18 protein-coding genes and 1 pseudogene are annotated in these 16,018 nt (G+C 70.3%); 14 read left to right on the top strand and 5 right to left on the bottom strand.

Translation table 11 applies throughout. The annotated features are described in order from the left end of the window. The first annotated feature begins 54 nt into the window (after positions 1-54). Both JIX55_RS36070 and JIX55_RS36065 read left to right on the top strand, forming a co-directional pair. Positions 55-1,080 (top strand): C40 family peptidase, encoded by a 1,026-nt coding sequence (locus tag JIX55_RS36070; RefSeq protein ID WP_257567412.1) that lies wholly within the window; start codon positions 55-57, stop codon positions 1,078-1,080. Between the two features lie 31 nt (positions 1,081-1,111). Further along, positions 1,112-1,981 (top strand): F510_1955 family glycosylhydrolase, encoded by an 870-nt coding sequence (locus tag JIX55_RS36065; protein WP_257567411.1) that lies wholly within the window; start codon positions 1,112-1,114, stop codon positions 1,979-1,981. Between the two features lie 136 nt (positions 1,982-2,117). Here JIX55_RS36065 and JIX55_RS36060 read toward each other — a convergent pair whose 3' ends face one another. Further along, positions 2,118-2,678, bottom strand: a complete 561-nt coding sequence (locus tag JIX55_RS36060; protein ID WP_257567410.1) for a hypothetical protein — start codon at positions 2,676-2,678, stop codon at positions 2,118-2,120. An 11-nt stretch (positions 2,679-2,689) separates the two neighbouring features. Continuing rightward, the gene (locus JIX55_RS36055) at positions 2,690-2,857 is read right to left on the bottom strand and encodes a hypothetical protein (RefSeq protein WP_257567409.1); all 168 of its coding nucleotides are present in this window, start codon (positions 2,855-2,857) and stop codon (positions 2,690-2,692) included. A gap of 84 nt (positions 2,858-2,941) precedes the next feature. On the opposite strand from JIX55_RS36055, the gene JIX55_RS36050 reads away from it, so the two are divergent. After that, positions 2,942-3,622 (top strand): TetR/AcrR family transcriptional regulator, encoded by a 681-nt coding sequence (locus tag JIX55_RS36050; RefSeq protein WP_306820068.1) that lies wholly within the window; start codon positions 2,942-2,944, stop codon positions 3,620-3,622. 277 nt (positions 3,623-3,899) lie between these two features. On the opposite strand, the gene JIX55_RS36045 is transcribed toward JIX55_RS36050, so the two are convergent. Together JIX55_RS36045 and JIX55_RS36040 are read right to left on the bottom strand one after the other, a co-directional pair. Beyond that, positions 3,900-5,528, bottom strand: a complete 1,629-nt coding sequence (locus JIX55_RS36045; RefSeq protein WP_257567408.1) for a multicopper oxidase family protein — start codon at positions 5,526-5,528, stop codon at positions 3,900-3,902. A gap of 77 nt (positions 5,529-5,605) precedes the next feature. Then, on the bottom strand, positions 5,606-6,037 hold the full coding sequence (locus JIX55_RS36040; RefSeq protein WP_257567407.1) for a hypothetical protein: 432 nt from the start codon (positions 6,035-6,037) through the stop codon (positions 5,606-5,608). Positions 6,038-6,801: 764 nt separating this feature from the next. Between JIX55_RS36040 and JIX55_RS36035 the strand changes: the two genes are divergently transcribed. The 6 genes and pseudogenes from JIX55_RS36035 to JIX55_RS36010 all read left to right on the top strand — a co-directional run bounded on the left by JIX55_RS36035 (position 6,802) and on the right by JIX55_RS36010 (position 10,861). Beyond that, positions 6,802-7,662 (top strand): DUF5134 domain-containing protein, encoded by an 861-nt coding sequence (locus tag JIX55_RS36035; RefSeq protein ID WP_257569597.1) that lies wholly within the window; start codon positions 6,802-6,804, stop codon positions 7,660-7,662. A 173-nt stretch (positions 7,663-7,835) separates the two neighbouring features. Further along, positions 7,836-8,264, top strand: a complete 429-nt coding sequence (locus tag JIX55_RS36030) for a cupredoxin domain-containing protein (RefSeq protein WP_257567406.1) — start codon at positions 7,836-7,838, stop codon at positions 8,262-8,264. A 472-nt stretch (positions 8,265-8,736) separates the two neighbouring features. Further along, a complete protein-coding gene (locus JIX55_RS36025; RefSeq protein WP_257567405.1) occupies positions 8,737-9,309 on the top strand; it encodes a DUF4396 domain-containing protein in 573 nt (190 codons plus the stop codon). A 139-nt stretch (positions 9,310-9,448) separates the two neighbouring features. After that, a pseudogene (locus JIX55_RS36020) lies at positions 9,449-9,593 on the top strand (four-helix bundle copper-binding protein); the annotation flags it as partial. Further along, positions 9,576-10,307: a hypothetical protein gene (locus tag JIX55_RS51000; protein ID WP_306820147.1), complete on the top strand. Its 732-nt coding sequence runs from the start codon at positions 9,576-9,578 to the stop codon at positions 10,305-10,307. The pseudogene JIX55_RS36020 and the gene JIX55_RS51000, both read left to right, overlap by 18 nt. 197 nt (positions 10,308-10,504) lie before the next feature. Then, complete coding sequence (locus JIX55_RS36010) at positions 10,505-10,861, top strand: NADH-quinone oxidoreductase subunit A (protein ID WP_257567404.1); 357 nt, start codon at positions 10,505-10,507, stop codon at positions 10,859-10,861. A 362-nt stretch (positions 10,862-11,223) separates the two neighbouring features. On the opposite strand, the gene JIX55_RS50995 is transcribed toward JIX55_RS36010, so the two are convergent. Beyond that, entirely contained in the window at positions 11,224-11,475 is a 252-nt protein-coding gene (locus JIX55_RS50995) for a hypothetical protein (protein WP_306820067.1), read from the bottom strand. A 30-nt stretch (positions 11,476-11,505) separates the two neighbouring features. On the opposite strand from JIX55_RS50995, the gene JIX55_RS50990 reads away from it, so the two are divergent. Genes JIX55_RS50990 through JIX55_RS35985 form a run of 5 tightly spaced genes read left to right on the top strand, consistent with a single transcriptional unit; the run spans position 11,506 to position 16,018 of the window. After that, the gene (locus JIX55_RS50990; RefSeq protein ID WP_306820066.1) at positions 11,506-12,342 is read left to right on the top strand and encodes a hypothetical protein; all 837 of its coding nucleotides are present in this window, start codon (positions 11,506-11,508) and stop codon (positions 12,340-12,342) included. Then, positions 12,335-13,279, top strand: a complete 945-nt coding sequence (locus JIX55_RS36000; RefSeq protein ID WP_257567402.1) for an NADH-quinone oxidoreductase subunit H — start codon at positions 12,335-12,337, stop codon at positions 13,277-13,279. Before JIX55_RS50990 ends, JIX55_RS36000 begins: the two co-directional genes overlap by 8 nt. Positions 13,280-13,311: 32 nt before the next feature. Further along, positions 13,312-13,872 carry an NADH-quinone oxidoreductase subunit J gene (locus JIX55_RS35995; protein WP_257567401.1) on the top strand — a complete coding sequence of 187 codons (561 nt, stop codon included), beginning with the start codon at positions 13,312-13,314 and terminating at the stop codon, positions 13,870-13,872. Next, positions 13,869-14,174, top strand: a complete 306-nt coding sequence (locus JIX55_RS35990) for an NADH-quinone oxidoreductase subunit NuoK (protein ID WP_257567400.1) — start codon at positions 13,869-13,871, stop codon at positions 14,172-14,174. The genes JIX55_RS35995 and JIX55_RS35990 overlap by 4 nt, the downstream gene beginning before the upstream one ends. Beyond that, a complete protein-coding gene (locus tag JIX55_RS35985; RefSeq protein WP_257567399.1) occupies positions 14,171-16,018 on the top strand; it encodes an NADH-quinone oxidoreductase subunit 5 family protein in 1,848 nt (615 codons plus the stop codon). Before JIX55_RS35990 ends, JIX55_RS35985 begins: the two co-directional genes overlap by 4 nt.

Raw genomic sequence — 16,018 nt, 5'->3', positions numbered from 1 at the left:
CGGCCGCCGGCCCGCAGCCCTGGTACACAGACCGCGCAGAGGAGTCGCACCACTATGGGAACGCACCGTCGGCCGAAGCCGCCCAGCCGTGCCCGGATCGCCACCCTCGGCATGGCCGCCGGTGCTGTCAGCCTCCTGCCGACGCAGAGCCAGGCGGCCCCCAAGCCGACGGTGGACGAGGTCCGCAAGCAGGTCGAGAAGCTCTACGAGGAGGCCGAGGCTCCCACCGAGGAGTACAACGCCATCCGCGAGAAGCAGGAGAAACTGCAGCGCGAGGTGGACGGTGTACAGGACCGCCTGGCCCGCAAGCAGCAGCAAGTCAACGAACTGCGGGAGAAGATAGGCCCGCTGGCGGCCGAGCAGTACCGCAACGGTGGCATCGACCCGAGCGTGCAGCTCTTCCTGTCCGGCGACCCCGACGACTACCTCGACCGGGCCCAGATGCTCGACCGTACGAACGGACGGCAGGCCGAGGCCCTGCGGGCCATGCAAGCCAAGCAGCGAGAACTCACCCAGGAACGCGAGGCCGCCCAGACGCGTCTGAAGGCCCTGTCGGAGACCCGCGCCAAGGCCGGCGAGAAGAAGGACGAGGTCCAGGACAAGCTCGCCAAGGCCCGCAAGCTCCTGAACAGCCTGACGGCCGCCCAGCGCGCGGAGATGGAAGCCGACCAGGAGCGCGACGACGCCTCCGCGGGCGCCAGCGACGACGCAGCGACGTACAACGGCCCGGCCAGCGGCCGCGCCAAGGCCGCACTCGACTTCGCGTACGCGCAGCTCGGCAAGCCCTATGAATGGGGCTCCACCGGCCCCGACTCCTTCGACTGCTCGGGCCTGACGGGCGCCTCCTGGCGGGCGGCGGGCGTCTCACTGCCGCGTACCGTCAAGCAGCAGTACGACGCCGGCCGCAAGGTGGCACGCTCGGACCTGCAGCCCGGCGACATCATCTACTGGTACAACGACAACCAGCACAACGGCATGTACGTCGGCGACGGCAAGGCCATCCACGCCCCGCGCACCGGCAAGAACATCGAGATCGTCCCACTGGACTCCATGCCGTTCTTCGCCGCCAGCAGGCCGTGAGCACAACCTCCGTACCCCCCAGGGAACTTCCGTGACCGCACGCCCCGCCATCGGTCCCGTGCTCGCCGCAGCGGGCGCGTCCGTCGCCGCTCTGGTCCTCGCCGCCTGCGGAGGCGGCTCTTCGGACACGGGGGACGGAGCGAGTACATCGCGGTCTTCGCAGACCCTGTCCCATGTGCACGGCCTGGGTGTCGATCCCGCTGACGGACGCGTGTACGTCGCCACCCACAACGGCCTCTACACCGTGGCCAAGGGACAGAAGCCGAAGCTCGTCGGTCACCGCAGGGACGACTTCATGGGCTTCACCGTGACCGGCGAGAAGACCTTCATCGCCAGCGGGCACGGCGCCCCGGGCAGCGGTCGCCCCGGCAACGTCGGCCTGATCGAGACCAAGGACACGGGCCGCACCTGGACGTCTCGGTCACTGTCGGGGGAGGCCGACTTCCACTCCCTGGAGTCCGCCCGGGGCACCGTCTATGGATACGAGGGCGGACGGATCAGGGTCAGCAGCGATCTGAGGAGCTGGGACGACCGGGCGGCGCTGGAGGCCCTCGACCTCGCCGTGAGTCCTGCCGGGGACAGGCTGTTGGCCACCACGGCGGAGGGTGTCGCCACCAGCACCGACGGCGGCCGTACCTTCGGCGAGGGTGCCGGGCCGGTGCAGGCGTTCGTGTCCTGGCCCGCGGAGAAGTCCCTCTTCGGCATCGGCACGTCCGGGAGGCTGAGCAGCAGTGCGGACGGCGGCACGTCGTGGAAGGAGCTCACGACCGTGCCCGGCGGGCAGCCCCAGGCTCTGACCGCGGTGAACGCCGACCACGTCCTCGCGGCGACGATGACGGGCGTGTACGAATCGCGTGACGGGGGCAAGACCTTCGCCGAGCTGGCGCCGCTCGCTTCCTGACCCGGCTTCGCAGGGCCGACAGACACCCCTCGGCAGGCTCGTCACGAGCCTCGGATGCGGACTGAGCCTGCCCGCCCCGACGTTGGCCGCGCTCACCGGCGCCGCCGACCCTCCCTCCGCGCAGCGCCGAACCACTTCAGGAGACGGTCAGACCTGCCGCTTGGTCGCCTCGGGCCGCGGGTCGCTGCTGGGTTCGCTGCTCGTGCTGCTTGCGCCATCCGTAGCGGGTCAGGCCCCTCGGCTTGTACACCGACAGGGTGACCGCCACGAGCAGGACCAGCAGGGCAGCGGCGGCGTCGACCAGCAGTTGGATCCTCATCCCGACGAGATCGCCGCTGGACAGGTTCGTCTCGGCCGCGGCATCGGCGACGTACCCGACCACCTGCATGTGCACCAGCAGAAGAAGCGTCGCGACAACGGTGATCAGCAGCTTGAACAGAACCCAGTAGTGGCGGAACAGACCCCATGAGGTGCCCAGGGCCTGGACGACCCCGGTGAGCAGTGAGGCGAGGCTCAACGGGACCAGGACGAGCCGGCCGGTCAGCTCCATCGCGAGATGGGCGCCACGCACCGTCTGGGCGCTCTCACTGGTCAGCCCCGCGACGGCGAGGACGACGAAGACGGCGACGGCACCGAGCCAGCCGACCGACGAAGTGACGTGGGCGGTGAGCGCGACCTTGCGGAGGCGAGGGTTCATGGCCACGGCGATCAGTGGTTCCCCATGCCACCGCCGAGCACGTGCATGAGCACGAACGTCACAAGCAGGGCGGCTCCGCCGGAGATCGCGAGCGTCTTCGCCCAGCGCGGCATGCCGGGATGCGCCGCGGGACCGGGCCCGTGACCGGCGGCGTCGGGACGGGAAGGTGAGTCAGCCATGTGCGTGTCCCTCACGGGTGCGTGGATGTCATGCGGTTCGCGGCAGCCGCAGTTTACGAGACACAGTGTCTACAGTGTCAAGCAATGCGTATTGATGTCGTCGCCGCGTACACTGATCCGGTGCCGAAGCTGTGGAACGAGACGATCGAGGCGCACCGCCGCGCCGTACACGAGGCGATCCTGGACACCACCGCGGAGCTGGCCGCCGAGCATGGCCTGCGGTCGGTGACGATGTCGCAGATCGCCGAGAAGGCAGGCATCGGGCGGGCCACGCTGTACAAGTACTTCCCGGACGTCGAGGCGATCCTGCTCGCCTGGCACGACCGCCAGATCACCGAACACCTGGGACAACTCACCGAGGTCCGCGATCAGACCGAGGGAGCGGGCGAACAACTCGAGGCGGTCCTGAGGGCGTTCGCTCACATCTCACGGCGGTCCCGCGGGCATCACGGCACCGAACTCCCGGCGTTTCTTCACCGGGACGAGCGCGTCGTCCGAGCACAGCGGCAACTCCACGGCATGATCCGGGACCTGCTGGCCGAGGGCACGCAGAGCGGTGACTTCCGTGGCGATGTGCCGCCCGACGAACTCGCGACGTACTGCCTCCACGCCCTGGCCGCTGCCTCCGCCCTGCCGTCCGAGGCGGCGGCGGACCGGCTCGTCAAGGTCACGCTGTCCGGGCTGCGCGACGCGCACGTCGCGCCGGACGACAGGCAGCCGACGGGTCACCACCACGGCCACCACACCCGGCACTCCGGTCACTGAGGACCGGCGGCTCTCGGCTTCTCATCCGCCCGGCTACAGCCGAGGGAGGACCGAGGGAGCCCGCCCCACAACAGGGCCTGTGCCAGTGGCGCCGACGAGACGGAGGCCCCGGCGATTCTCCGAGCCTCTGCTTTCGTTGAGTTGGCGGCTCAACGCCCTCAAGTGGGGACGGCCACGGCCACTGGCCGCCCTGATGCGGAGAGGCCGCCGCCGTACCGGGCGTCCCGGTACGGCGGCGGTGGCCGCGCCCGTGGGCCCTGGCCCAAGTCCATGAAGGTCAGGCCGTGTAGGCCACGTTCGTCATCATCCCGGCCTCTCCGTGGTAGGCGTTGTGGCAGTGCAGCATCCACTGGCCCGGGTTGTCGGCGTCGAAGAAGACGGACAACTTCTTCTTGGGCAGCACGATCGAGGTGTCCTTGCGCGGGCCGGCCGCACCGAGCTGGTACGTGTGGCCATGCAGGTGCATCGGGTGCCACATGCCGGTGTCGTTGACGAAGTCGAGCCGCACTCGCTGGCCCTCCTCGATGAGGATCGGTTTCGCCTCGGGGTCGCTCATGTCGAACGGCGTGCCGTTGATGGCCCAGTTGTACTTCGCCATGCCGCCGGTCAGCTTGATCTGGTGCGTGACATCGGTCTTGGCGGACTTCAGGCGAACGTCGTCGGTCGCCCGCAGCTGAGAGGCCGTCACGATCACGCCGTCGAGCTCCTTCGGACGGACGGTCGCGGACGGCGCGCGCCCCGAACCCGTACGCACCACGGCAAGGCCGTTCGCGTTCTTGCCCTCGGCCAGGGCGACGAGCGGGAAGACCCCGTCTCCCAGGGTCACGAGGACGTCGTAACGCTCCCCCATGCCGACCAGCAGGGCGTCCACCTCCTGGTGCTCGACCGGGAAGCCGTCGGTGTGGGTGATGGTCAACTTGTGGCCGCCGAGGGCCACCCGGTACGCGGTGTCCCCGCCCGCGTTGATGACGCGCAGCCGCACCTTCTTGCCGGGCTTGCCGGTGTAGACGTCCGGGTCGGTCGCCACCCGGCCGTTGATCAGGTGGTACGGGTACCTCACGTCGCCGGCGTCACCGCCGAGCAGCTCGCTTTCGGCGCCCATGAGCATGAACTTCATCGACATGCCGCCGGACGAGGAGGCGGAGGCCGAGGGGGACCCGGAGTCGCCCATGTCCATCCCGCCCATGTCACCCATGTCGTGGCCTTCCATGCCGCTGGGGCTGGAGCTGCCGCTCCCTCCCGTGCCGTGGCCCTCCATACCACCCATGCCCTGCCTGGCCTCGGCGAAGACCTCGTCGGGGGTGCCGGTGACGCCGTCGACCCAGTCGTCGAGGAGGACGACCCACTCGTCGTCGTACGCGAGGGTCTCCTTGGGGTCCTCGACGATCAGCGGGGCGTACAGGCCGCGGTCGAGCTGGACGCCGACGTGCGGGTGGAAGAAGTAGGTGCCGGGGGCATCGGCGATGAACCGGTACGTGAAGGTGGAGCCGGCCCGGACGGCGGTCTGGGTGGTGGGCGGCACACCGTCCATGTCGTTGCGCAGCGCGAGGCCGTGCCAGTGGATCGACGTGGCGGTCTTGTCGGGGAGCTGATTGGACAGTTCAGCCACCAGGGTGTCGCCGACGGAGAGGCGGACCTCCTTGCCGGGGGTGCGTCCGTCGAAGGCCCAGGTCTTGGGCATGACGCCGCCGCCCAGGTCGATCTTGGCGGGCGCTGCGGTCAGGGTGAGCCTCTGTTGCCGACCGGTGCCGGGGCGCTTCTTCTCGACGGCGGCGACCGCCGAGCCGGACGGGTCGACCAGACCGTTGCCGCCGGAACCGGAACCGCTGCTGCAGGCGGCGAGCGCGCCGGCACCGGCGGCCCCCAACCCGGCGAGCAGGACGGAACGACGGTTGATGCTGTACATGGGTTGTGTCCTCTGACTCGAAACTGCCGATGTGGTCGCGGAGGGGGGACGGCACATCGCGTGCCGTCCGGCGCGGCCTATATGCGTAGTTGCGAGAGGACGGAGAGGTCGGGCGGGACTCGGCCGACCGTGGCGGCGGGTGCGTGTCCGGCCAGGGCATGACGCAGGTTCACCAGCGGGTCGTACGCGACCTGGGCGGGTACGGCGAGCTGCACGGAGGCCACGTTCCCCGTCGCGCAATGCTGCGTTCCGGGCGAGGAACATCCGCCGTTGCCGTCGGCGCTGTGCGAGGAGTGGTCCAGGACCGCCGGTGCCGACTCATCCGGCATCGCGTGAGCGGCATGGGGAGTGCTGGGCATGACGGCATGAGCCGCACTCGGCATGGGCGGGACGCCTGTGGCGGACGTCTCGTGGTGAACGAGCACGGCCAGCGCGACGAACAGGGTGAGGAACACCCCGTAGGCCCAGCGGACGGCTATGCCGCCGCCCCGAGCTGAACGAATCTCCATGCGCTCCACCTGTGCCGTGCTCACCGAACCAGCATCTTACCCCCCGGGGGTATCCCGCGCCCGCCCGGCCGAAAGACGTGGCCATGGACAGCGCCGGCACTCGCGTACCGCTTCCTGTTGCACCGTCCACGGCCACGCGACCCAGGAGAGCCGTACACATCGAGCCGCTCAGGGAATCAGCCGTCGGGGTGTCACCTTGCGCGAAAGGATCGACCAACTACGAAAGATATTAGTAGCCCTGTAAGAGTCTGACACACCGCCACCCTGGAACGAGGGCAGATTCGGCATGACCAACGCCGGCCACGGCCGCATCGGCATGAGCACGCTGCGAGATGCGCCATCACCGCGCCTGGGCCGGCGCCTCGCAGCCGGTCGCCCGCCACCGTGAACATCCGCGTCGCGGGCGCGGCAGACGCATGACAGTGATCCTCCGGTTCGCGGGCCGGGCCGCCGTGCACCACGGCGGCGGATTGGACGTCTCGGCCGCTTCCGTCGTCCCGACGGCATCGCCCGCCCGTGCCGAACGAAGGACTCCAGACCTGGTGCCCCACCCGGGCCGACAGCGTGATCAACGTCAATCACGTGGACCGGGTGCCAGGGAGACCACGGCACGAAATCCCACCGCCCCATGAACACCCATCAGCCTCGCAACGTACTAAGGGCACTAGCAGTTGAAGCCCAGGAGACGCCCACGAGCGCTGTGTGCGGCGAGGCTGCGTCGGCAGCACGGTCCGGGCCGCGTTCAGACGATCGGGAAGGTGAAGATGGGAACCATGGCGCTCAGTTGGGCCATCGCGCTGGTCTCCGCCCTGGTGGCCGCCGTCAGCGCGGTCCGCGTGGTGACCAGCAGCGGCGTCACCCGACTCGCGGCCGGAGGCGACCTGTTGATGGGGCTGTGCATGGCCGCCATGGCCCTGCCCGCGACCGTCGCATGGTACGCGGACCATGGCATGTGGTGGTCAGGGGCCTTCGCCCTCCTCGGACTCGGAGGCATGGCCATGGCTGTCAGGCACGCGCGCGAGGGCGGATGGCAGCACGGCCGGCACTGGGTGCACCTCATCGTCGGCAGCGCCGGCATGGTGATCATGACGCTCGCCATGACGAGCACGTCGTCCGGACCGGTGCTCGCCCTGGGCGGCGGGCACTCCATGGCGCACATGCCGGGCATGGAGAACACGGCGAACGCGGGACACACGCATGAGACCACCGGCATGGAGGGGACGGAGTCCACGCATGGGGCGGACACGCACGGCATGACACATACCGCGGCCGACGCCACCGCCTCCGCGGGGTCCAGCTCAGTGTGGCGATTCCTGGTCGTGGCCCTCGCCGTGTACTTCCTGCTGTCGGTCGGCGCGTCCGTGTGGGCCAAGGTCCGGGGCACCGGCCGGGGCGGCCGAGGTTCGAGCTCACGCAGTGTGGGCCGCTGGCTGCTGGCCATGCCGGACACCGTGTTCGTCTTCTTGGCGTCACTGACGATCTCGGCGTGGGAGAGGGCCCGGACGGCACAGCGGACGGGCCATGGGCGGCGCCGCAAACTCGGGGCCGCGCCGGACGCTGCGCTGGCGGCCCACATCGGGATGGGCGGGACCATGTCCGCCATGCTGCTGATGATGGCCGTGTAGACCTCCTGGCCACGGACTCGGCTTCGCGCGCATCCCGCTGCGGAAGCTGCTCGGAACTCGGCCGAGGCGGAGAATGGACGCAAGCGATCCATTCGCCCGGGCGGACTCGGACTCGGACTCCGTGATTCCCAGCCCAGGCCGCCGCCGGGCGCCCGCACGAAGGACCCGATCCGATGTCGCCTTCACATCGCCGCCGGCGTGCCGCCCCGCTGGCTCTTGGAGCAGTCGTCGCCCTGCTGCTCACGACCGCCTGTGCCAACGGGGACGACGACTCTCCGACCTCGCCCAGCCCCGCCGTCTCGCCCAGCCCCACCACCTCGTCCGCGCCCCCTTCACCCGAGTCCGCGGGCGCGCCCCGCATCACGATGGAGAACTTCGCGTTCAGCCCGGCTGATCCAGAGGTGCGGCCGGGCGAGAAGGTCACCGTGGCGAACAAGGACTCCACCCCGCACACCGTCACGGCCGCCGACGGCGACGCCTTCGACACCGGGAACATCGCCGGTGGAGAGTCCGGGACGTTCACGGCACCCGCCGAGGCCGGCGAGTACGCCTTCGTCTGCACCCTCCACCCGGACATGAAAGGCACCCTGATCGTCCGTTGAGCCGCTGAGGACCTCGATCGGCGCACATGCCTCGCATGGGCGCCGCCCGAGGTCTCGCCGGCGGGGCGGGCAACCGGAAGGGAAGCAGTCAGACCCCGGTGAACCCTGTGCCCGCCGGCGTAGGTGACCGCCGCCAGGGCGCGCCGTCCGGATCCCGGCGATGCCGGACGGCGTACACGACGGCGCGCAGAGGACCCCGAGCACCGCTCCGGTGAAGACGGCGGCGACCAGCAGGCCGGCATGCTGCTCGCCCGAGCGGGTCCTCGACCGGGCTGTACGGCTGGAGGCGGCCCGCGAGAGGCCGACGGAGCGGGATCGGCCACTGCCCCCGAACGCACGCGTCGCGCCCCCATGCCGCCAAGCAGACGGAAAAGACCCCTTGCACACCCCTTGCGTATACCCCCCAGGGGTATATCCTCCTTCACTGTGGCTCGGACAGGGCCACGACGGCCAGGAATGGGGATGAAGACTCATGGACCACAGCGCGCACCACCCGAGCACCGCACACGACCACGCCACCCACGAGGGTCACCACGGCCACGACGACCACGCCACCCACGAGGGTCACCACGGCCACGACGACCACGCGACGACCCACCAGGGGCACGGGGGAACGTCCTGGGCCATGGCGGCGAAGGCGACCCTGCACTGCCTGACCGGGTGCGCCATCGGCGAGATACTCGGCATGGCCATCGGCACCGCCCTGCTGTGGGGCAACGTGCAGACCATGGTCCTCGCGATCACGCTCGCGTTCGTGTTCGGGTACTCGTTCACGCTGTTCGCCGTACGCCGGGCCGGCCTGGACCTCAAGACCGCGATCAAGGTGGCACTGGCCGCCGACACCGTCTCGATCGCCGTGATGGAACTGGTCGACAACGCCATCATCGCCCTCACCCCGGGCGCGATGGACGCCCACCTCTCCGACGGACTGTTCTGGTCGGCGCTCCTCGGCGGGTTCGCGGTGGCCTTCCTGGTCACCACGCCCGTCAACAAGTGGATGATCGGCCGCGGCAAGGGCCACGCCGTCGTCCACGCCTACCACTGACCACCGAACCGACCCGCGGGTCGCGCACCTTGGTCAACCGTCAGAGGCCGGGAGTGGACGAGACGCGGCCGCCCACTCCGCTGGCCTCAGGCCTCCGGCAGCGAAAGGAGGCACCGTCGTGACGACCCCGGTCAAGGAAATGCTCGCCACCTGTCCGGCCGACCTCGGCGAGGTCGACCGCGAGAAGCTCACCAGGTGCATCGAGGAACGCATCGCCTGCGCTGAGGCCTGTACCGCCTGCGCGGACGCCTGCCTCTTCCGAAGGCATGGTCGGCGAGCTCACCCTCCAGTCCGCCGGCGCCCGCCGCATCCTGGAACGCGCGGCACCCGTCCTGGAAGTCGTACGTGGTGCGGCCGCCGCCGACCCCGAGCTCGCCGAGTCGTGGCACACCAACACGGAGCAGCGGCACACGGTTCAACTACGGTTCACCGAGGCCCTGGTGACCGAGACCGACGGCCCGCTGCGCGACGGCCACGAACCGGCGCCGGTGAACGCCTTTACCGGTGGCGGCCCGACGACTGCCACCGCCACTACCTCATCTGCCGCGCCTGCGGCCAGAGCCGACCGGTGGACTCGGAGGTCGTCGAGGCGTGGGCCGGCCGGATCGCCGCCGACTCCGGGTTCGCGGCGGTGGAGCACACCGTCGAACTCACCGGCGTCTGCGTCGGCTGCCAGCCCACCACGGACGAAGGAGAACTGCCGACATGCCCTTGGGATCCGGGCCAGGAACCCCGCGGCACCGAGTCCACGGCTGCGCGAGCTGAAGGAGACCGTGCGCACCCTGCTGGGCCTCGACGACGGCACCGCTGTCATGATCCGTCAGCTCGCCCGCACCGAACCGGGCTGTCCGCACCTGGAGACGGTCGTCGCCGTCGTCCCCATGGACGGGCCGCCCCGCCGCTGGACCCTGCGCCAACCCGCCGACGCCAGCACCAAGGACGACCTCGCGGCCGCCCTGCTCACACCGCACCCGAGAGAGCCCGACCCGCACCACTGATTCCACCGGCAGTCCGCCGTATCCCGTATCCCATCAACGCCGGTTGCCGCGCGCCCCGCGGCTGCACAGTCCTCCGCAGGGGCTGCCCGCGTTTCCGGCCCGGCAGTCCCGGTGTCGCACGTACCCAGGTGTGTGGCGGACTGACATGCTGCCAGGCGTGGTAACCGTGTGACGACGAGCGTCGGGAAGGGGGCCACGTGCGGACATCGGGCTGGCAGCCGGTGCTGATCCTCCTCGTGCTGGTGGTAGGAGCCGTCGTGCTGCTCCATGCCCTGGCCGTCGCGGTGAGGACGGTCGGCGAACCGCTGCGCACGGGGCCGTTCAGCGGAGGGCTCGAACCGGAGGAGCATCCGCTCTCGCGGTTCCACGTTCGCTGGTATGCCGTCACGATGGTCTTTCTCGCCTTCGACATGGAGATGCTGTTCATGTATCCGTGGACGAAGGTCGTCTCGGCCGTGGGCACGACCGCGGTCGTCGAGATGTTCCTTTTCCTGGGCATCCTGCTGGCGGGCGTCGGATATGCCTGGCGGGAGGGGGCCTTCCGGTGGAGCTGAGGCGCAGGCTCACGCGAACGGCCATGGCCCGGCCGGGGGTTCTGCTGGCCGTGTGTCCCGGTGCCACGCGAGAACGGCTCGCTGCCGAGGCGGAGTTGGCGCGGCGCGGATGGCGTTGCGTGCCCGTGCCCGCGGAGGCGGATCTGTTGGTGATCGTGGGCGATCGCGACGCCGAGGAGGCCGACTGGGTCGCGCATCTGTGGCACGCCTTCCCGGCTCCCAGGTTCTGGGTACCGCTGGCCAACGCCGAGCAGGTCGCCGCGACCCTCGATCGCGGACTCGCCGGACTCCGCAGTGGGGAACCCGCGGGTCCGGTGGGAGCCCGTGACGGGGGTCGCGGAGAGGGGCCGCACGCCGGAGGATCAGCGGCGGCCCAGAGCGGCAAGCGCCATCACCAACCGCCGCACGGAGATCCGCGACACGGCAACCACGGTGACCTCAGCAACTCGGCAGGTCACAACGGCCTTGGTGGGCAGGAGGCCCACGGTTCGAGCGACGAGCACGGCAGTCACCACGAACACGGTGAAGAGGCTCAGCATGCCGAGCACGAAAATCATCGCGGCGGACACGGCGGACACGGCGCACATGACGCACATGACGCCCATGGTGATCACGGCGCACATGGCACACATGGCGGACCCGAGATGGACAGCGGGCATCACCGTCACGCCGGACACGACATGGGCGGCATCGTGGACGGGCTGCCCATGGCCGATCGCGCCGAGGACAGGGACGGGCTGCGGCTCGACCGGCTGCATGTGCCACTGGGGCCGGCCCTCCTCGACTGGCCCGCCGGGCTGGTGCTGCGCCTGTCCCTGCAGGGGGACGTCGTCCAACAGGTCAGGGTCGAGGCGGCGGCACCCTCATCGCCGTGTTCACCCTTCTGGAACGAACCCTGGCTGCGGGCAGGAGTGGGCGAGCGGGTGACTCGGGGCGACGCTGCCCGGAGGCTGTGTGCGGCACATCTGGACAGCCTGGGCAGGTTCTTCGCCGTGTCGGGTTGGGCCGACCTCGCTGCTCGCGCCCGCCACGTACGTGACCGTGCCCTGATCGGGGCCCGTGCCGCTGAACTCTCCGACCTCGTACGTCCCTTGGCCCGAAGGGCCGAGAAGTCCCGCACGCTGCGGCGGCTCACCGCCGGACTGGGTTCGCTGCCCGCCGAGCACGCGCATCACCTGGGAATCACGGGCCCCGCCCTGGTCGCCGACGGAGACGCGCACAGCCGGATGCTCGTGTGGCTCGACGCGGTCGGGCGGAGTGCGGTCGCCTGCGACGACAGCGACGTTCTCCACGGGACCGAAGCAGTCGGACCTCGCGGGCGGCTCGACGGGCCCGTGCCTCCGTCGCAGGCCATGCTGAATGCCCTGCCCGGCCTGCTGGAGGGCACCGAGTTCGCCTGCGCACGGATCATCGTCGCGAGCCTGGACCCGGACCTCGACGAGCTCGCGCAGCTTCCGGTGCCGGGGGTCGCCCATGGCTGAACGATCTCCGCTGTGGGCGATCTTCGTCCTGCCCGCTCTCCTGATCGCGGTCGCGGTGGTGACGGCCGGGTTCGACGCCGCACTCGCGGCGGGCGCGCGGAACGGGCGCCGGGGGTCGCTGCGTGAGGCGGCCGTCCGCGCGGCGGAGCCAGGCCGCGAGGTGCTGCGGCTGCTGGTGCAGCAGCCGCGGCGGACCCGGGCGTCCGACGTACCGCTGGCCCGGACCGGGGCAGCTCTCCTCCCCGTCGCCGCTGTCCTGGCCGCCGTCGTACTGCCCCTCGGTTTCCGCTCGGTCAGCGATCTTCCGGAAGGGATCGTCTGGTTCAACGCGATGGAGGCGTTGGCCTGGGCCGCGGTGTGGCTGGCGGGCTGGGGCCCGAACTCGACGCTCTCCCTCATCGGCGGGTACCGGTTCCTGGCCCAGGGGCTGGCGTACGAACTGCCGCACATGCTCGCGATCACCACAGCCGCGCTCGGCGCCGAGTCGCTGCGCGTGGGCGACGTCGTCGAGGCCCAGGCCGGAGTGTGGTTCGCGGTGTGGATGCCGGCAGCTTTCGGTATCTATCTGCTCAGCGCCATGGCGATGGCCTTCTGGGGGCCGTTCGACCAGCCCGCCGGTCACGACATCGCCGGTGGCGCGGCCTCCGAACTGTCGGGAGCGGACCGGGTGCTCTTCCTCGGCGGCCGGTGGCTGCTGCTGGTCGTGGCCGCCTCTTTCAGCGTGCCGCTCTTCCTCGGCGGCGGACACGGGCCGTTGCTGCCCGGCTGGGCATGGACCGTGCTCAAGACAGCAGCCGTGCTGGCCTTCCTGGTCTGGGTCCGGCGCCGGGTGCCGACCCTGCGCATGGACCGGTATCTGGAGCTGGCCTGGGTCGTGCTGACCCCGCTGGCCATCGTGCAGGCGCTCGTCGTGGCCGTGGTGGTGCTGAACCGATGAAGCCGACGACGAGAGCGAGGTGTCGTACGTAAATGGACGTCGCGATCTTCTGGGCGCCGGCCGTCCTCGCGGTCGTCAGCGGCGCGATGGTGTTCCGCTTCGACTCCATGGCCCGGGCCACGTTCTCCCTGCTCACCTCGCTGCTGTGCGTGGGCGGACTCGTGGTGCTGCTCGGGCTCGACTATCTGGGCATCGTCATCGTGCTGATGATGACCATCGAGATGGCCATCATGGCGGTCTTCATGGTGATGTACATGATGAATCCGGCCGGGTTCATGCCGATGACGATGATGCACAACAAGAAGGGCGCGGCCGTCGTCTGCGTCCTCCTCTTCCTGCTTCTCTCCGCAGGGATCCTCCTCGCCCCTTGGCCCGCCCGGCGAGGGAAGGCGCCCGCCGACCCGACCATGGAACTCGGCATGTCCCTCATGGGGCCGCAGATGCTGACGATGATGACGCTGGGCATGGCCCTGTTCGCAACGATCGTCGCCACGGTGGTGCTGGCCACCCGGCGAGGACGGTACGACCGGCTCGGCGACGATCTACGGGCCCGGCGCGCGGACGACCCCGTACGAGGCGGTGTCGGCCGGTGAGTCTGGAACTGTTCCTGCTGGTGGCCGCCGCGCTGTTCTGCGTCGGGCTGTTCGGGGCGCTCACCCAGCAGTCGATCGTGATGCTGATGATGGGCCTCGAACTCATGCTCGGCGGAGTCATCCTGGGTGCAGCGACCGCCTGGCACTACATCGCTCCGGCGGCGGCCGAGGGCCAGGTCCTGATCGTCCTCGCGGTCACGGCGATGGCCCTGGAGATGGCGATCGGCTTCGCGGTGGTGACCGCCCTGTTCCGGTCGCGGGAGATCGACATGACCGACATGGCGGCGGAGTTGAAGGAATGAGTGCCCTGCTGTGGAGCCTCGTCGCCCTGCCGATCGGTTCAGGCGTTCTCCTGCTGACGGTGGGACGCAGGGCCGACCGTTTCGCGCCCGTATGTGCGCTCGCCGTCGCGGGCGCCACGACCGCACTCGCCATCACGGCGGCTCTTCGGCAGCCGGAAGCGCGGGCACCACTCCTCGACGGTCTGCCGGTACGGCTCGCCGTGGACGGGCTGTCCGGGCTGCTGGCCGTGACGGTCACGGCGGTCACCCTCGCCGTACTCCTCTTCAGCGCCGCCGAGTTCAGTACGAGCGAGGCCCGAGCCCGCTTCTTCGGGCTGATGCTGCTGTTCGCCGGAAGCATGCTCGTCACGGTCACGGCCGCCAACCTCCCGGTCCTGCTGATGGGCTGGGAGGTCATGGGCGCCACCTCGTGGGCGCTGATCGGCTATTGGTGGCGGGATCCGGAGCGTACGCGCGCTGCCGACACCGCGTTCCTCACCACGCGCACCGCCGACCTGGGTCTCTATCTGGCGGCGGGTGCCGCGCTCGCGAGTGGCCGGGACACAACGCTCTCGCTCGACGGACTGGCGCGCGCCGACGACCCGTGGCTGTCCTTCGTCACCGCGGGCGTCATCGTCTCCGCCTTCGGCAAGTCCGCCCAACTGCCCTTCAGTTTCTGGCTGTCGAAGGCCATGCAGGGCCCGAGCCCCGTCTCGGCGCTGCTGCACTCGGCCACCATGGTCGTCGCTGGGGCGTACCTGCTCCTGCGGACCGGACCGCTTCTGGACGCCTCCGGCTGGGGCGACGACGTGGTCGCGTGGACGGGCGCCGCCACCGCGCTCTCCCTCGGGTTCGTCGCGGCAGCGCAGACCGACCTCAAACAACTGCTCGCCGCGTCGACCTGTGCCCAGATCGGCTTCATGGTGCTCGCCGCCGGAACAGACGCGGCATCAGGAGGGACGCTGCAACTCATCGCCCACGCCTCGGCGAAGAGCCTGCTCTTCCTGGCCGCCGGGGCCTGGCTGACCGCGCTGGGCACCCAACGGCTCCCCGAACTGCTCGGCGCCGCGCGCCACAGCCGGACAGTCGGTGTGGCCTTCACCGTCGGCGCGCTCTCCTTGGCCGGGATTCCCCCGCTGTCGCTGTGGGCCGCCAAGGACGTCCTGCTCGCGGGGGCTCTGGAGACCAGCGTCTGGTTGTACGCCGTCGCACTGGCAGCCGCCCTGCTGTCGGCGGTCTACAGCGCCAAGGCCCTGTGGTTCGTGTGGCGACCCGCCGTCCCGCGACCCGACGCGCACGGCGTCCCGCGCGGTGCCGTGGTGCCCCTGGTCCTGCTGGCCCTGGCCTGCCTGGCGCTGACGCCGATGGCCTTTCCTCCGGTGCGTGACAGCGTCGGGCGTGTCCTGGCGCAGACCGGTCAACCTGAGCCACGTGCCTGGGAGTTCGTGATCTCCGGTGCCCTCGCGCTGCTGGCAGTCGTGGTCACCTGGATCTGGCGCACGCGCCCGTCGGCCCGGTCCGCACGGGCGAAGACGGTCGTCGCGGACTGGCTGCTTCTCGAGCGTGCCGCTCATATCGTCCTGGTCGCTCCCGTGATGCGGCTGGCGCGCGCCGCTGCGGCGTTCGACGACCGGGTCCTGGACCGTGCCGTCGACGGCACGGCAGCGGGCTCCGTACGGTTCGCCCGCTGGACGGACGGCGTCGTCGAACGCGCCGTCGACGGCACGGTGACCGTGGTCGCCACCGGTACGCGTGCGCTCGGCCGCTGGGCCCGCCGCCCGCAGACCGGCCAGTTGCACCAGTACCTCGCGCAGGCCGTCGCGGCCTTCACCGTCCTCGCCGTCGTGTTCGTCCTCGTGAGGTGA

It is taken from the genome of Streptomyces sp. DSM 40750 (genome assembly GCF_024612035.1).
In the GTDB taxonomy this organism is placed as follows: domain Bacteria; phylum Actinomycetota; class Actinomycetes; order Streptomycetales; family Streptomycetaceae; genus Streptomyces.
Note: the sequence above shows the minus strand (reverse complement) of the source record. Positions and strands in the feature narration are given on the sequence as shown.

Excerpts from the sequence above, each read along its gene's own strand:
- JIX55_RS36070 (WP_257567412.1), top strand. The coding sequence starts at position 55 with ATGGGAACGCACCGTCGGCCGAAGCCGCCCAGCCGTGCCCGGATCGCC.
- JIX55_RS36060 (WP_257567410.1), bottom strand. The coding sequence starts at position 2,678 with ATGAACCCTCGCCTCCGCAAGGTCGCGCTCACCGCCCACGTCACTTCG.
- JIX55_RS36055 (WP_257567409.1), bottom strand. The coding sequence starts at position 2,857 with ATGGCTGACTCACCTTCCCGTCCCGACGCCGCCGGTCACGGGCCCGGT.
- JIX55_RS36050 (WP_306820068.1), top strand. The coding sequence starts at position 2,942 with ATGCGTATTGATGTCGTCGCCGCGTACACTGATCCGGTGCCGAAGCTG.
- JIX55_RS36045 (WP_257567408.1), bottom strand. The coding sequence starts at position 5,528 with ATGTACAGCATCAACCGTCGTTCCGTCCTGCTCGCCGGGTTGGGGGCC.
- JIX55_RS36040 (WP_257567407.1), bottom strand. The coding sequence starts at position 6,037 with ATGGAGATTCGTTCAGCTCGGGGCGGCGGCATAGCCGTCCGCTGGGCC.
- JIX55_RS36035 (WP_257569597.1), top strand. The coding sequence starts at position 6,802 with ATGGGAACCATGGCGCTCAGTTGGGCCATCGCGCTGGTCTCCGCCCTG.
- JIX55_RS36030 (WP_257567406.1), top strand. The coding sequence starts at position 7,836 with ATGTCGCCTTCACATCGCCGCCGGCGTGCCGCCCCGCTGGCTCTTGGA.
- JIX55_RS36025 (WP_257567405.1), top strand. The coding sequence starts at position 8,737 with ATGGACCACAGCGCGCACCACCCGAGCACCGCACACGACCACGCCACC.
- JIX55_RS51000 (WP_306820147.1), top strand. The coding sequence starts at position 9,576 with ATGGTCGGCGAGCTCACCCTCCAGTCCGCCGGCGCCCGCCGCATCCTG.
- JIX55_RS50990 (WP_306820066.1), top strand. The coding sequence starts at position 11,506 with ATGGACAGCGGGCATCACCGTCACGCCGGACACGACATGGGCGGCATC.
- JIX55_RS36000 (WP_257567402.1), top strand. The coding sequence starts at position 12,335 with ATGGCTGAACGATCTCCGCTGTGGGCGATCTTCGTCCTGCCCGCTCTC.
- JIX55_RS35995 (WP_257567401.1), top strand. The coding sequence starts at position 13,312 with ATGGACGTCGCGATCTTCTGGGCGCCGGCCGTCCTCGCGGTCGTCAGC.
- JIX55_RS35985 (WP_257567399.1), top strand. The coding sequence starts at position 14,171 with ATGAGTGCCCTGCTGTGGAGCCTCGTCGCCCTGCCGATCGGTTCAGGC.